The organism is Streptomyces buecherae (assembly GCF_014295035.1).
Classification (GTDB): Bacteria; Actinomycetota; Actinomycetes; order Streptomycetales; family Streptomycetaceae; genus Streptomyces; species Streptomyces youssoufiensis.
Map to the genome: position 1 here is coordinate 2,491,890 of NZ_CP060404.1, position 14,872 is coordinate 2,506,761.

Below are 14,872 nucleotides of genomic sequence, written 5' to 3' on the forward strand. Positions count from 1 at the left end.
CCCCCACTACGTCAGGCGTCAGGCGACGCCGAGCTCCTTGGCCTTGGCCTTGAGGTCGTCCAGGCCACCGCACATGAAGAACGCCTGCTCGGGGAAGTGGTCGAACTCACCGTCGGCGATCGAGTTGAACGCGCTGATCGACTCGTCCAGCGAGACGTCCGAGCCGTCGAGGCCGGTGAACTGCTTCGCCGCGTGGGTGTTCTGCGACAGGAAGCGCTCGATACGACGGGCGCGGTGGACGGTGAGCTTGTCCTCCTCGCCGAGCTCGTCGATACCGAGGATCGCGATGATGTCCTGCAGGTCCTTGTACTTCTGCAGGATCCCCTTGACGCGGGAGGCGCAGTCGTAGTGCTCCTGCGAGATGTACCGCGGGTCCAGGATGCGGGACGTCGAGTCCAGCGGGTCCACCGCCGGGTAGATGCCCTTCTCCGAGATCGGACGGGAGAGCACCGTCGTCGCGTCGAGGTGCGCGAAGGTGGTCGCCGGGGCCGGGTCGGTGAGGTCGTCGGCGGGGACGTAGATCGCCTGCATCGAGGTGATGGAGTGACCACGGGTCGAGGTGATGCGCTCCTGGAGGAGGCCCATCTCGTCCGCCAGGTTCGGCTGGTAACCCACCGCGGAGGGCATGCGGCCGAGCAGCGTGGAGACCTCGGAGCCGGCCTGCGTGAAGCGGAAGATGTTGTCGATGAAGAACAGCACGTCCTGCTTCTGGACGTCGCGGAAGTACTCGGCCATGGTGAGGCCGGCCAGCGCGACGCGCAGACGGGTGCCCGGGGGCTCGTCCATCTGGCCGAAGACCAGCGCGGTCTTGTCCAGCACGCCCGAGTCGGTCATCTCGTCGATGAGGTCGTTGCCCTCACGGGTGCGCTCGCCGACACCGGCGAACACGGAAACGCCCTCGTGCAGCTTGGCCACACGCATGATCATTTCCTGGATGAGGACGGTCTTGCCGACGCCGGCGCCGCCGAACAGACCGATCTTGCCGCCCTTGACGTACGGGGTCAGCAGGTCGACGACCTTCAGGCCGGTCTCGAACATCTCGGTCTTCGACTCGAGCTGGTCGAAGTCCGGCGCCTTGCGGTGGATCGGCCAGCGCTCGGTGACGTCCTTCTCGGCCTCGGGCTCGTTGAGGATCTGGCCGAGGGTGTTGAACACCTTGCCCTTGGTGATGTCACCGACGGGCACCGTGATGCCGTTGCCGGTGTTGGTCACCGTGGCCTGACGGACCAGGCCGTCGGTCGGCTGCATCGAGATGGCGCGGATGACGCCCTCGCCCAGGTGCTGGGCGACCTCGAGGGTCAGCGTCTTGAGCTTGCCGTCCTCGGCCGGGTCGGCGACCTCGACGGTCAGCGCGTTGTAGATCTCCGGCATCGCGTCGACGGGGAACTCCACGTCGACGACCGGGCCGATGACCCGCGCGACGCGGCCAGTGGCCACGCCGGCAGGAGCGGTCGGCTCAACAGTGGTGGTCATATCAGTCACTCCCCGCGGTCGCGTCGGCCAGGGCGCTCGCGCCACCGACGATCTCGCTGATTTCCTGGGTGATGTCGGCCTGGCGGGCCGCGTTGGCAAGCCGCGTGAGCGACTTGATGAGTTCTTCCGCGTTGTCGGTCGCCGACTTCATCGCACGGCGCGTGGCGGCGTGCTTGGAGGCAGCCGACTGGAGCAGCGCGTTGTAGATCCGGCTCTCGACGTACCGCGGCAGCAGCGCGTCGAGGACCTCTTCGGCCGACGGCTCGAAGTCGAACAGCGGCAGGATCTGGTCCTTGCCGGCGCCCGTCTTCTCCGCGTGCTCGGTGGCCTCGTCGATGCTCAGCGGCAGCAGCCGGACGTCGACCGGCGTCTGCGTCATCATCGACACGAACTCGGTGAAGATGATGTGCAGCTCATCGACACCGCCCTCGGCCGTCTCGGTGGTCACGGCCTCGATCAGCGGACCCGCGACCGTCTTGGCGTCCGCGTACGTCGGGTTGTCCGTGAAACCCGTCCACGACTGGGTGACCGCACGGCCACGGAAGCCGTAGTAGGCCACACCCTTGCGACCGACGATGTACGGCAGCACCTCCTTGCCCTCGGCGGTGAGCCGCTCGGTGAGCTGCTCGGCCGCCTTGATGGCGTTGGAGGAGTAGCCGCCGGCCAGACCGCGGTCGCTCGTGATGAGCAGCACGGCGGCCCGCGTCGGGCGCTCCACCTCGGTGGTCAGCGGGTGCCGGGTGTTGGAACCGGTGGCAACCGCCGTCACGGCGCGGGTGAGCTCGTTCGCGTACGGCGTGGAGGCGTCGACCTGACGCTGGGCCTTCACGATCCGTGACGCGGAGATCATCTCCATCGCCTTGGTGATCTTCTTGGTGGCGGTGACGGACTTGATGCGGCGCTTGTATACCCGTACCTGGGCGCCCATGCTCAGCCCTCACCCAGCAGCTTGCCGTCCGAGGTCTCGAACTGCCGCTTGAACGAGGCGATGGCCTCGGCGACCGCCTGGAGCGTGTCGTCCGACATCTTGCCGCCCTCGCGGATCGACGTCAGCAGGTCCTTGTGCTCCCGGTGCAGGTAGTCAAGCAGCTCGCGCTCGAAGCGACGGATGTCCGCGACCGGCACGTCGTCCATCTTGCCGGAGGTACCGGCCCAGATCGAGACGACCTGGTCCTCGGTGGAGTACGGCGCGTACTGGCCCTGCTTGAGCAGCTCCACCATGCGCTTACCGCGCTCCAGCGACGCCTTCGAGGCCGCGTCCAGGTCGGAACCGAAGGCGGCGAACGCCTCCAGCTCGCGGAACTGGGCGAGGTCCACGCGGAGGCGACCCGAGACCTGGCGCATGGCCTTGTGCTGGGCCGAGCCACCGACTCGGGAGACCGAGATACCGACGTTCAGCGCCGGCCGCTGGCCCGCGTTGAACAGGTCGGACTCCAGGAAGCACTGGCCGTCGGTGATGGAGATGACGTTGGTCGGGATGAACGCCGACACGTCGTTGGCCTTCGTCTCGACGATCGGCAGACCCGTCATCGAGCCGGCACCCAGCTCGTCCGAGAGCTTGGCGCAACGCTCCAGGAGCCGCGAGTGCAGGTAGAAGACGTCACCCGGGTAGGCCTCGCGGCCCGGCGGGCGGCGCAGCAGCAGGGACACGGCGCGGTAGGCGTCGGCCTGCTTCGAGAGGTCGTCGAAGACGATCAGGACGTGCTTGCCCTGGTACATCCAGTGCTGGCCGATGGCCGAGCCGGTGTACGGGGCGAGGTACTTGAAGCCCGCCGGGTCCGAGGCCGGAGCCGCGACGATCGTCGTGTACTCCAGCGCGCCCGCCTCCTCCAGCGCGCCGCGCACGCCGGCGATGGTGGAGCCCTTCTGGCCGATGGCGACGTAGATGCAGCGGACCTGCTTCTTGGGGTCGCCGGTGCGCCAGTTGTCCCGCTGGTTGATGATCGTGTCGACGGCCAGGGCGGTCTTGCCGGTCTGGCGGTCACCGATGATGAGCTGGCGCTGGCCGCGGCCGATCGGGGTCATCGCGTCGACGGCCTTGAGGCCGGTCTGCATCGGCTCGTGCACCGACTTACGCACCATGACGCCGGGAGCCTGCAGCTCCAGGGCGCGACGGCTTTCGGTCTCGATCTCGCCGAGGCCGTCGATCGGGTTGCCGAGCGGGTCGACGACGCGACCCAGGTAGCCCTCGCCGACGGCTACCGAGAGGACCTCGCCGGTACGCGTGACCGGCTGACCCTCTTCAATGCCGTTGAACTCGCCGAGGACGACCGCGCCGATCTCGCGCTCCTCGAGGTTGAGGGCGAGACCAAGGGTGCCGTCCTCGAACTTCAGCAGCTCGTTCGCCATGGCCGAGGGCAGCCCCTCGACCTTTGCGATGCCGTCGCCGGCAACGCTGACCGTACCGACCTCCTCGCGCGAGGCCGCGTCCGGCGTGTACGCCTGGACAAAGTTCTCCAGTGCGTCCCGGATCTCCTCCGGCCGGATCGTGAGCTCCGCCATCTGGGTTCCCTGCTCTCCTTGTTGGGCCCGAAGTTTTTCTGGGGGGTCTGGGGGCTACCCCCCAGAGGACATCAGTCGGCCCAACTCGGGCCGCTAGCAATGCTTGTTGAGTTGGTGGCTGGTCAGCCGGCCATCCGCCGGGCCGCCTCGTCGAGACGGTCCGCGATGCTGCCGTTGATCACCTCGTCGCCGATGCGCACCGTCACCCCGCCGAGGACGCTCGGGTCCACGTCGAGGTTGAGGTGCACCGCACGCCCGTAGATCCGGGCGAGCGCACCGCCAAGGCGCTGCTTCTGCTGGTCAGAGAGCGGCACCGCGGAGGTGACGACGGCGACCACGCGGCTGCGACGGTCCGCGGCCAGCTTGGAGAGGGCTTCAAGACCCGCTTCCAGGCTACGTCCCCGAGGCTGGGTGACAAGACGGATCACCAGCCGCTCGGTGACGGGGTGGGCCCGACCGCCGAGCAGCGAGCGCAGCAGTTCGGCCTGAGCCGTCCTGGCGCCCTGGTGAGCGGCCTTCGCGGTCAGCGCGGCCCGCAGCTCGGCGGAGGAGGAGACGATCCGGCCGAACCGGAACACCTCGTCCTCCACGTCGTCGAGCGCGCCGGCGCGCTGCGCGGCGATGAGGTCGGCGCTGGCCGCCAGCTCCTCGATCGCGTCCACCAGGTCACGCGAGCGTGACCAGCGGGAGCGGACCATGCCGGAGACCAGGTCCAGGGACTCGCCGCCGAGCTGGCCGCCGACGAGCTGGCGCACCAGGCCGGCCTTGGCCTCGCCGGACTGCGCCGGGTCGGTCAGTGCCCGGCGCAGTGACACCTCGCGGTCGAGCAGCGTGGTGACGGCGGCCAGCTCCTCGGCGAGCTTCGCCGCGTCGACGGACGTGTTGTCCGTCAGCGCGTCGAGTCGCTCGCGTGCGGAGGCCAGCGCCTCGCGGCTCGCTCCGTTCATCGCGTGGCCTCGGCCTTCGTCGCGCTGTCCTCGAGTCCGTCGAGGAAGCGGTCGATGGTGCGGCTCTGCCGGGCGTTGTCCTCAAGGGCCTCGCCCACGAGCTTGCCGGCCAGTTCGGTGGCGAGCTTGCCCACGTCCTGACGCAGCGAGAGCGCGGCCTGCTTGCGGTCGGCCTCGATCTGGGCGTGACCGGCGGCGATGATGTCCTCACGCTGCCGCTGGCCTTCCGCGCGCATCTCGGCGATGAGCGCGGCGCCCTGCTCCTGCGCCTCCTGGCGCAGGCGCGCGGCCTCGTGGCGGGCGTCAGCGAGCTGGGCCCGGTAGTCATCGAGAACCTGCTGCGCCTCGGCCTGGGTGGCCTCGGCCTTCTCCATGCCGCCTTCGATCGACGCCCGGCGCTCTTCCAGAACCTTGTTGATGTTCGGGAGGAGCTTCTTGGCGAGGAAGAGGAAGACGATTGCGAAGGCGATCAGGCCGATGACGAGCTCTGGGATCGGCGGGACGAGGGGGTTCTCGGCCTCCTCGGACGCCATCTGTACCAGGGCGTTCACATCAGTGCCTTTCGTCGAATCGACTGGGCTTTACGCCGTGATCAGCTGGTCGGGTAGACGAACGGCATGACCAGACCGATCAGGGCGAGCGCCTCACAGAAGGCGAAGCCGAGGATCTGGTTGGCGCGGATCAGACCGGCAGCCTCGGGCTGACGGGCGAGGGCCTGGGTGCCGTTACCGAAGATGATGCCGACGCCGACGCCGGGGCCGATGGCCGCGAGGCCGTAACCGATCGAGCCGAGGTTGCCCTTGAGTTCGACACCAGCAGCAATGGTCTGGAGAGCGGACATGCCGGTTCTTCCTTCTCTTTCACGGACCGGTGGGGGTTGGCCACCGGACGTCTATTGGACTGGGGGAGGCGGGTGCTCAGTGGTGCTCGGCGAGAGCGCCCTGCACATAGGTGGCGGCCAGCAGCACGAAGACGTACGCCTGGACGGCCTGGATGAAGAGCTCGAAGGCGGTCATCACGATGGTCAGCACGAACGAGACGCCCGCGTAGGCGATGCCGATCCCGTTCAGCAGGTACCAGCTGGCGATCGTGAACATCAGCAGCAGCAGGTGACCGGCGAACATGTTCGCGAAGAGCCGGACCGCGTGCGTGAACGGCCGCACGAGGACGTTGGACATGAACTCCAGGAACATGACCAGCGGCAGGACCCCACCAAGGGACTTGTCATAGCCGGTGATGTTCTTCATGCCGCCGACGAAGCCGTGCTTGCTGAACGTGAGGTACATCCACAGCACGTACACGATGAGCGCCAGCGCGGCGGGGAAGGCGATGATCGAGGTCACCGGGAACTGGGCCACCGGGACGATCGACCAAAGGTTCATGATCCATACGAAGAAGAACAGCGAGACCATCAGGGGGACGTACTTCTCGCCCTCCTTCTTGCCGAGGGTCTCGTAGACGATGCCCTTGCGGACGAAGTCGTATCCCGCCTCGCCAATCATCTGCAGCTTGCCCGGGACGACCTTGGCCTTTCCGAAGGCCGCCCAGAAGAACCAGACGATGGCTACCGTTCCGAGCAGCGCCAACAGCATCGGCTTGTTGAACTCGAAGCTGCCGACGGTGAAGATCGGGTCGAAGGTGAACGAGTGAAGCCCTGGGGCCGGGAAGCCGCACCCGTCCTTCTCAAAGATGTGGCAATCGGTCTCGAAGGCGAGCATCTGGTCAGAACTCACCGCGAGCTCCTTCAGCGTGGCGCATGGGTACGGCAACCTCGTTGTGTCGGCGCGGCACGGAGCCACGGAACGGCACTGGACTGGTCTTACGGATTAGAGGGCAGCTGGTCGGCGCTGGGCCGGGGCGGATCGCTGGCACCTGCCGCGATGGCCGCTGGTTGCGTCCCGGGGAATACGGGAGTTCAGCCGCCGGCGCCAGCTGTGCCGCAGATGGCACCGGACGATAGCAGGCGCTCGCGCGGACATTTATTCCGCCCCTACGTGTCACGTCGTGGACCCTGCGGTCTCTGACTTCGGGGCCTCGGGGGCCGCCGGATCGACGTAGAAGATCTTGGCTTTCATGTGCGCGCGAGCCTGGGCGCCGATCCACACGACGGTGGCGACGACCAACGTGATGGCGAACGCCCGGGGATTGAAGAACGTGGCGTTCTTGAAGACGGCGACAAAAACCACCATCAGCAGAAGCTGGACCACGTACAACACGAGTCCAATGCCCTGAAAGAGCAGCGGAAGGGATTTGGCGACCCACTGCAGGACACCCAGTCCCATTCCCATGAGCAGAATCACCAGCACGACGCCGAAGACAGCACCGATCGCCCCCTTGCCGCCCGCGAACACGGCGCTGGCCGCCACGGCGAGGGCGCCGACGGCAGCGGTGGGTGCGGCGGTATGGAGGAGGATTCGGGCGTCATTCGACTGCATGGCGGCAGCTCCGGCTGGGCGAGAGGGCGGGCGTCGTCATGGACGAGCGTAGCCCGGGGCAAGGGATGATCCGCGACCCAAAGGACCTTCGCACTGGGGCCCTTGGAGTCTTCGCATGAGATCTGTGCACCGGGTTTCGTGAACGGTATCACAAACTATTTGATGAGGTCTTTACCTACAAAGTGTGCCGGCCGTCACACGAAAGAGTTACTTACGTCACGTCCAACGGACGTGGGCAAGCAAGTCTGGTATGTGAGTGACACCCCGGGTCACCAGGCACGATGCGGGCGGGCCCACGCGGGGCACCCGCACCATGCCGTGCGCATCCTCGCATTCCGTACCGCGCGGGCACCCACGCGGCCCCCGGAGCGCGCGGCTCCGGATCAGCGGTGCGTGCTGATCTTGCGCCGCTGCGGCAGCCGCGACCGGTCGCCGACGGCGGTCGCGCCGTGGAACCCGCTGGGCACCGGCTCCCGCTCCTCGCCCCCGTCGGCGACTGCCTCCGGCCCGGCCTCGGGGTCGCCCCCCGGGGCCTGGTTCGCGGCGTGCGCGCCACGGCGCCGGCCGCGCCGGTAGCGGGGCGGGAACAGGCTCTCCGCCCAGCGCGGCGCGTGCGGCGTGAACCGCGGCAGCAGCAGGAGCACCAGGCCGACACCGCTCAGCGCGGCGATCGCCAGGACCACCCACACGCTCGCGGAGTTGACCGAGTAGGCCACGGCGCCGAAGGCGATCAGCGCGGACCAGAAGTACATGATGAGCACCGCGCGGCTGTGCGAGTGGCCGATCTCCAGGAGCCGGTGGTGCAGGTGCCCACGGTCGGCGGCGAACGGCGACTGGCCGTTCCAGGTGCGTCGCACGATGGCCAGCACCAGGTCGGCGACGGGCACCGCGATCACCGTCAGCGGCAGCAGCAGCGGGATGTAGACCGGCACCATCGCGTGCACCGCGGCCCGCTCCGAGCCGGCGGACGAGTTGAGCAGGTCCGGGTCGACCTGGCCGGTGATCGAGATCGCGCCCGCGGCCATGACCAGGCCGATCAGCATCGAGCCCGAGTCGCCCATGAAGATGCGCGCCGGGTGCATGTTGTGCGGCAGGAACCCGAGGCACATGCCCATCAGGATCACCGCGAACAGCGTCGCCGGGGCCGCGGCCTCCACGCCGTAGCCGAACCACATCCGGTAGGCGTACATGAAGAACGCCGTGGCCGCGATGCAGACCATGCCGGAGGCCAGGCCGTCGAGGCCGTCGACGAAGTTGACGGCGTTGATGGTGATGACCACGAGCGCCACCGTCAGCAGCGTGCCCTGCATGGGGGTGAGCGAGACCGTGCCGACGCCGGGCACCGGGATCCACAGGATGGTCAGGCCCTGGAGGACCATCACGCCGGCGGCGATCATCTGGCCGCCCAGCTTGACCAGCGCGTCCACGCCCCACTTGTCGTCCAGCACGCCCAGCAGCCAGATCAGCCCGGCGCCCGAGAGCAGCGCGCGCGGCTCGTTGGAGATCTCGTAGACGCTCTTGAGGTTGGTCAGGTGCGCGGCGACGAGCAGCCCCGCGCACAGCCCGCCGAACATCGCGATCCCGCCAAGTCGCGGGGTGGGTTCGCGGTGTACGTCCCGGGCGCGGATCTCGGGCATCGCCCCGGCCGCGATGGCGAACTTCCGCACCGGGCCGGTGAGCAGATAGGTGACCGCAGCCGTGACACACAGCGTCAGCAGGTATTCACGCACGGGCTGCCCCAGAGGTTTCGCTGGCCATCACAGCCCCACACCCTATGCGCGTCCGACCTTCTTCTGTGAACTTCAAGACAGACGCACGGCGGGCGTCAGTGGTTCCCGTCGCCGATCCGGGGTTCGGCCGCGGCCGGGTAGGGGGGAAAGCTCCCGGCCAATTCCGCGACCTCCGCGCGGACCGTCCCGTCCTCCCGCAGGGCCGCCCCGATCAGTTCCCCGACCCGCTCCATCTCGGCCTCCGCCATGCCCTGCGTGGTGACCGCGGCGGTGCCCAGCCGCAGGCCCTTCACGTACCCGGCCGCCTGCCCGGGCCGGGGCAGCGCGCAGGTGTCGAGCACGATGCCGGCGGCGGCGAGCCGGCCGCGCGCGGTGCGCCCGTCGAGGCCGAGGCCCGTGACGTCGGCGCTGATCAGATGGGTGTCGGTGCCCCCGGTCAGCAGTCCGATGCCGAGGCCGTCCAGCGCCCAGGCCAGCACGCGCGCGTTGTCGACGACGCGGTGCGCGTACGCGACGAAGTCGGCCGTCGCGGCCTCCGCGAAGGCGACCGCCTTGGCGGCCACGGTGTGCATCTGCGCGCCGCCCTGGGTGAAGGGGAAGACCGCCCGGTCGATGCGTTCGGCCAGCGCGGCGTTGCACAGGATCAAGCCACCGCGCGGCCCGCGCAACACCTTGTGCGTGGTGGCGCAGACCACATCCGCGTACGGCACCGGATTGGGCGCCGCGCCGCCGGCCACCAGGCCGATGGGGTGGGCCGCGTCGGCGATGAGGTAGGCGCCCGTCTCGTCGGCGATCTCCCGGAAGGCGGCGTAGTCCGGGTGCCGGGGGTAGGAGATCGAGCCGCAGACGATGGCCTTGGGGCGGTGGGCCAGGGCCAGGGCGCGGACCTGGTCGTAGTCGATGAGGCCGGTGGCGCGATCCAGCCCGTAGCCGACGAAGTCGAACCAGCGGCCGGAGAAGTTCGCCGACGAGCCGTGCGTGAGGTGCCCGCCGTGCGGCAGGCCCATCGCCAGGACCGTGTCGCCCGGGCGCAGCAGCGCGGCGTACGCGGCCAGTACGGCGGAGGACCCGGAGTGCGGCTGGACGTTGGCGTGCTCGGCGCCGAACAGCGCCTTGGCCCGGTCGATGGCGATCCGCTCGGCGAGGTCCACCAGCTCGCAGCCGCCGTGGTGGCGGGCGCCGGGGTAGCCCTCGGCGTACTTGTTGGCCAGCGGCGAGCCGAGCGCGGCCAGCACGGCGCGGGAGGTGAAGTTCTCGGCCGCGATGAGTTGCAGCCCGTCGGACTGCCGCTCGACCTCGCCGAGCAGCACCCCGGCGATCTCCGGATCGACCCGGCGCAGCGCGTCGAGGTCGTTTCCCCAGGGGGTCTGTGGCAAGGACGTGGCGCTGACCGGCATGGCGAACCTTCCGGGCGAGAGGGGCGTAAGGCCCAATGTAGGGCCGCCGTGCCGCGACTGCCCGGTGTGTGCGCCGCCCGGGGCGGTTCGCCGCCACGGGGGCGGACCGGCGCGCGCGGCGCGCGCCCTGCGGGCGGTGGGCGCCCGGGCCGCTGTGCGCTGCCGTGTCGCTCGTACGGGGCAAGGGGTGCCCGGTTGTCCCGGCCGGCGCTCGCGCGGCGGCACGCGCCCGCACACCCCCGCGCGCGGCGGCGCGGGGCCGCCGGGGGACGGCGCGGGCCGCCGGGGGGCGGCCACCACCGCGGCCCGAGCGGTGTCGGCCCGAGCGGCGCCATCCAGGCGACGCGGCGCGGCCCGGACGGGCGGGCCCGGGCGGCGGGTCGCTCCTGGGCGCGGGTTAGGCGGGGGCCGGCACCCCGGTCAGGGCCGTGACCACCGGGTCGAGGGCCTGGTTGATCTCGTCGCCGATGCTGCGGAAGAACGTGATGGGTGCCCCGTACGGGTCGTGCACCTCGTCCGCCTCCTCGTTCGGGGCCAGCAGCCAGCCGCGCAGCGCGGCGGCGGCCCGCACCAGGGCGCGGGCGCGCTCGACCACGCCGCCGGCCTGCTCGGGGTCGGGCAGCGTCGCGGGGTCTATGGCCCGCACCAGCCGGGTGAACTCCTTGAGCGTGAAGGTGCGCAGGCCGGCCGAGTGCCCCATGGAGATGACCTGGGCCCGGTGGTCGCGGGTGGCGGTCAGGACCAGGTCGGCGCGGATGACGTGCTCGTCGAGGAGTTCGCGGCCGAGGAAGCCGTCCGGGTCCGCGCCGAAGTCGGCCAGCACGGTGGCGGCGTGCGCCTCCATCGGCGCGCCCTCGTGGCCCCAGGTGCCCGCGCTCTCCACGACGAGGCCACCGATGTACGGGTCGCCGAGCCGGTGCGCCAGGGCGTGCCGGTTCAGCCGCTCGGTGATGGGCGAGCGGCACACGTTGCCGGTGCTGACGTGGAGGATGCGAAAGGCGCCCGCGCCGTGGCCCTGGCCACCGTCGCGGAAGAGGTCACCGTCCGCTATGCCACGCCCGTGGGGGGACGTCAATTGGCCACCTCAAGATCGGGCACGACCTCGCGCAGCTGGTCAGCGCTGAGGGCGCCCGCGCGCAGCAGCACCGGCACCTTGCCGGTGACGTCCACGATGGAGGACGGCACGGCGGCCGGCGTCGGCCCGGCGTCGAGGTAGACCGAGATGGAGTCGCCGAGCATGTCCTGGGCCGCGTCGCAGTCCTGCGGCGAGGGGTGACCGGTCAGGTTGGCGCTGGAGACGGCCATCGGCCCGAACTCGGTCAGCAGCTCGATCGCCACCGGGTGCAGCGGCATCCGCACCGCGACCGTGCCCCGGGTCTCCCCCAGGTCCCAGGTCAGCGACGGCTGGTGGCGGGCCACCAGCGTGAGCGCGCCCGGCCAGAACGCGTCCACCAGCTCCCACGCCTGCTCGGAGAAGTCCGTGACCAGGCCGTGCAGCGTGTTCGGGGACCCCACGAGGACGGGTGAGGGCATGCCGCGCCCGCGGCCCTTGGCCGCCAGCAGATCGGCTACGGCCTCCGCGCTGAAGGCGTCGGCCCCGACCCCGTACACGGTGTCGGTGGGCAGCACGACCAGTTCACCGCGACGGATCGCGGACGCGGCCTCGCGCAGGCCGGTCTTGCGGTCGGTCGCGTCACCGCAGTCGTATCGCCGAGCCATTTAACGGACCTCCTCGTAACGGACCAATGTCTGCCGCGCCCTCGCGCGGCGCGCCGCGGCTGCGTCGCGCGGGCACTCGCTCGCCATGACACCCGTCATGGCATGGCCCGGCGCGCCGTAGCGAATCGGGGACGGTTGTTCAGGTCGGGGTGGTCCGCGGCGTCCGCCCACCCCCGCTCCTCGGTGAAGATCCACGGCACCTGGCCGCCCTGGGTGTCGGCGTGCTCCACGACGACGACGCCGCCCGGGCGCAGCAGCCGGTGCGCGGTGCGCTCGATGCCACGGATGGTGTCCAGGCCGTCCTCGCCGGAGAACAGCGCGAGCGAGGGGTCGTGGTCGCGGGCCTCGGGGGCGACGTACTCCCACTCGGTGAGCGGGACGTACGGCGGGTTGCTGATCACCAGGTCGACCTGGCCGTCGAGTTCGGGGAGCGCGGTGAGCGCGTCCCCGTGGTGCAGGACGACGCGGGAGCCCTCGACGTTCTTGCGGGCCCACTGGAGCGCGCCCTCGTCCAGCTCCACGGCGTGCACGCGGGAGCGCGGCACCTCCTGGGCCAGGGCCAGGGCGATGGCCCCGGAGCCCGTGCACAGGTCGACGATGAGCGGCTCGACGACGTCCATGGCGCGGACCGCGTCTATGGCCCAGCCGACCACCGACTCGGTCTCCGGCCGGGGCACGAACACGCCGGGTCCCACGTGGAGTTCGAGGTAGCGGAAGAAGGCGCGCCCGGTGATGTGCTGGAGCGGCTCGCGCGCCTCGCGGCGGGCGACGGCCTCCCAGTACCGGGCGTCGAACTCCGCGTCGGCGACGGCGTGCAGCTCGCCCCGCTTGACGCCGTGCACGAACGCGGCGAGTTCCTCCGCGTCGAAGCGCGGCGATGGCACACCCGCGTCGGCCAGTCGCTGGGTGGCCTGCGCCACCTCAGCGAGCAGCACGGACCGCGGATTCGGGGGGCGCCCCCCGGGTGACTGCTGCACGGGCCCTCCTACTGGGCGGCGGCCAGCTTGGCCGCGGAGTCGGCGTCGACACACGCCTGGATGACCGCGTCCAGTTCGCCGTCGAGCACCTGGTCCAAGTTGTACGCCTTGAAGCCGACACGGTGGTCGGAGATCCGGTTTTCCGGGAAGTTGTACGTGCGGATGCGCTCGGACCGGTCCACCGTACGGACCTGGCTGCGGCGCGCGTCGGACGCCTCGCGCTCGGCTTCCTCCTGCGCCGCGGCCAGAAGCCGTGAGCGCAGGATACGCAGTGCCTGCTCCTTGTTCTGGAGCTGGCTCTTCTCGTTCTGGCACGAGACCACGATGCCGGTGGGCAGGTGGGTGATGCGCACCGCGGAGTCGGTGGTGTTGACGGACTGGCCGCCGGGGCCGGACGAGCGGTACACGTCGATGCGCAGGTCGTTCGGCCCGATCTCGACCTCGACCTCCTCGGCCTCGGGGGTGACGAGCACGCCGGCGGCCGAGGTGTGGATGCGGCCCTGCGACTCGGTGGCGGGCACGCGCTGCACGCGGTGCACCCCGCCCTCGTACTTCAGTCGCGCCCACACGCCCTGGCCGGGCTCGGTGGCACCGCCGCCGCCCTTGGTCTTGACGGCGACCTGGACGTCCTTGTAGCCGCCGAGATCGGACTCGTTGGCCTCGATGATCTCGGTCTTCCAGCCGACGCGCTCGGCGTAGCGCAGGTACATGCGCAGCAGGTCGCCGGCGAACAGCGCGGACTCCTCGCCGCCCTCGCCCGCCTTGACCTCCAGGATGACGTCCTTGTCGTCGCTGGGGTCGCGGGGCACGAGCAGCAGTCGCAGCTTCTCGGTGAGCCGCTCGCGGAGCTGCTCCTGCTCCTTGACCTCGTCGGCGAAGTCCGGGTCGTCGGCGGCCAGTTCGCGGGCGGCCTCGATGTCGTCGCCGGCACGCTTCCAGTCGCGGTACGTGGCGATGATCGGGGTCAGCTCCGCGTACCGCTTGTTCAGCCGCATCGCTTCCCGCTGGTCGCCGTGGACCGCGGGGTCGGCGAGCCGCTTCTCGAGGTCGGCGTGTTCGCCGATCAGTTCCTCGACCGCCTCGAACATCGGGACTCGTTTCTCCGCAAGGGGTGCTGGGTGGGGGTGGGGCGTGGGGCGGGCCGGGCGCCGGCGGGCGCGGGCCGGGTGGCGAGGTGGCCGCTACGACAGAACGCCGGTCCTCGGCCACCCCGGTCGGGGCGGCCGGGAACCGGCGCCGGTTGGGTCGCTACTTCTTGGCGGACCCGGCGTTCTTGCCGAAGCGGGCCTCGAAGCGGGCCACGCGGCCACCCGTGTCGAGGATCTTCTGCTTGCCCGTGTAGAACGGGTGGCACTCGGAGCAGATGTCAGCACGGATGCTGCCACCGGTCATGGTGCTGCGAGTGGTGAACGACGCGCCACAGGTGCAGCTCACCTGGGTCTCGACGTACTCGGGGTGGATGTCGCGCTTCAAGGGAATCTCCTAGTTTTCGGGAGGGCACCGGGTCGCTGGGCCCCTTCGACCCGATGGGCGGGTCGGAGGGAGGGCTGCCTGACGTGAACCGGAGCCGACGGACCAGTCTGCCAGCACTGGCCGTATCTCCCAAAACGAGACCGACCCGCCAGGTATTCCGCCCACCCCGCGCGGGCACGGACAAGCCCCCGCGAGCGGGTCGCGGGGGCTTGCGCGGGC

At 70.2% G+C, this 14,872-nt stretch carries 15 protein-coding genes; all 15 read right to left on the reverse strand.

The window, feature by feature from the left end:
* Positions 1-18: 18 nt before the first annotated feature.
* A complete protein-coding gene (atpD, locus tag H7H31_RS09165; protein ID WP_187063120.1) occupies positions 19-1,473 on the reverse strand; it encodes a F0F1 ATP synthase subunit beta in 1,455 nt (484 codons plus the stop codon).
* A gap of 1 nt (position 1,474) precedes the next feature.
* Complete coding sequence (locus H7H31_RS09170) at positions 1,475-2,401, reverse strand: F0F1 ATP synthase subunit gamma (RefSeq protein ID WP_187063121.1); 927 nt, start codon at positions 2,399-2,401, stop codon at positions 1,475-1,477.
* A 2-nt stretch (positions 2,402-2,403) separates the two neighbouring features.
* Positions 2,404-3,975, reverse strand: coding sequence for a F0F1 ATP synthase subunit alpha (gene atpA, locus H7H31_RS09175; protein WP_176164152.1), 1,572 nt, complete (start codon positions 3,973-3,975; stop codon positions 2,404-2,406).
* A 122-nt stretch (positions 3,976-4,097) separates the two neighbouring features.
* Positions 4,098-4,922, reverse strand: coding sequence for a F0F1 ATP synthase subunit delta (locus H7H31_RS09180; protein ID WP_187063123.1), 825 nt, complete (start codon positions 4,920-4,922; stop codon positions 4,098-4,100).
* The gene (locus H7H31_RS09185; RefSeq protein WP_176164150.1) at positions 4,919-5,473 is read right to left on the reverse strand and encodes a F0F1 ATP synthase subunit B; all 555 of its coding nucleotides are present in this window, start codon (positions 5,471-5,473) and stop codon (positions 4,919-4,921) included. The genes H7H31_RS09180 and H7H31_RS09185 overlap by 4 nt, the downstream gene beginning before the upstream one ends.
* 41 nt (positions 5,474-5,514) lie before the next feature.
* Positions 5,515-5,763, reverse strand: a complete 249-nt coding sequence (locus H7H31_RS09190; RefSeq protein WP_176164149.1) for an ATP synthase subunit c family protein — start codon at positions 5,761-5,763, stop codon at positions 5,515-5,517.
* Positions 5,764-5,839: 76 nt separating this feature from the next.
* Positions 5,840-6,640 (reverse strand): F0F1 ATP synthase subunit A, encoded by an 801-nt coding sequence (gene atpB / locus H7H31_RS09195; RefSeq protein WP_187063133.1) that lies wholly within the window; start codon positions 6,638-6,640, stop codon positions 5,840-5,842.
* 279 nt (positions 6,641-6,919) lie between these two features.
* Entirely contained in the window at positions 6,920-7,357 is a 438-nt protein-coding gene (locus H7H31_RS09200; protein WP_187063125.1) for a hypothetical protein, read from the reverse strand.
* A 383-nt stretch (positions 7,358-7,740) separates the two neighbouring features.
* Positions 7,741-9,087, reverse strand: a complete 1,347-nt coding sequence (locus tag H7H31_RS09205) for an MraY family glycosyltransferase (protein WP_187063126.1) — start codon at positions 9,085-9,087, stop codon at positions 7,741-7,743.
* A gap of 95 nt (positions 9,088-9,182) precedes the next feature.
* Positions 9,183-10,484, reverse strand: a complete 1,302-nt coding sequence (locus tag H7H31_RS09210) for a serine hydroxymethyltransferase (protein WP_187063127.1) — start codon at positions 10,482-10,484, stop codon at positions 9,183-9,185.
* Positions 10,485-10,881: 397 nt separating this feature from the next.
* The gene (locus H7H31_RS09215; protein WP_254391257.1) at positions 10,882-11,559 is read right to left on the reverse strand and encodes an arsenate reductase/protein-tyrosine-phosphatase family protein; all 678 of its coding nucleotides are present in this window, start codon (positions 11,557-11,559) and stop codon (positions 10,882-10,884) included.
* Positions 11,556-12,203, reverse strand: a complete 648-nt coding sequence (locus H7H31_RS09220; protein WP_187063128.1) for an L-threonylcarbamoyladenylate synthase — start codon at positions 12,201-12,203, stop codon at positions 11,556-11,558. Before H7H31_RS09220 ends, H7H31_RS09215 begins: the two co-directional genes overlap by 4 nt.
* A gap of 95 nt (positions 12,204-12,298) precedes the next feature.
* Positions 12,299-13,180, reverse strand: coding sequence for a peptide chain release factor N(5)-glutamine methyltransferase (prmC, locus tag H7H31_RS09225; protein WP_187063130.1), 882 nt, complete (start codon positions 13,178-13,180; stop codon positions 12,299-12,301).
* Positions 13,181-13,188: 8 nt separating this feature from the next.
* On the reverse strand, positions 13,189-14,268 hold the full coding sequence (gene prfA / locus H7H31_RS09230) for a peptide chain release factor 1 (RefSeq protein WP_176164141.1): 1,080 nt from the start codon (positions 14,266-14,268) through the stop codon (positions 13,189-13,191).
* Between the two features lie 160 nt (positions 14,269-14,428).
* Positions 14,429-14,653: a 50S ribosomal protein L31 gene (rpmE, locus tag H7H31_RS09235; protein ID WP_176164140.1), complete on the reverse strand. Its 225-nt coding sequence runs from the start codon at positions 14,651-14,653 to the stop codon at positions 14,429-14,431.
* Positions 14,654-14,872: the final 219 nt, after the last annotated feature.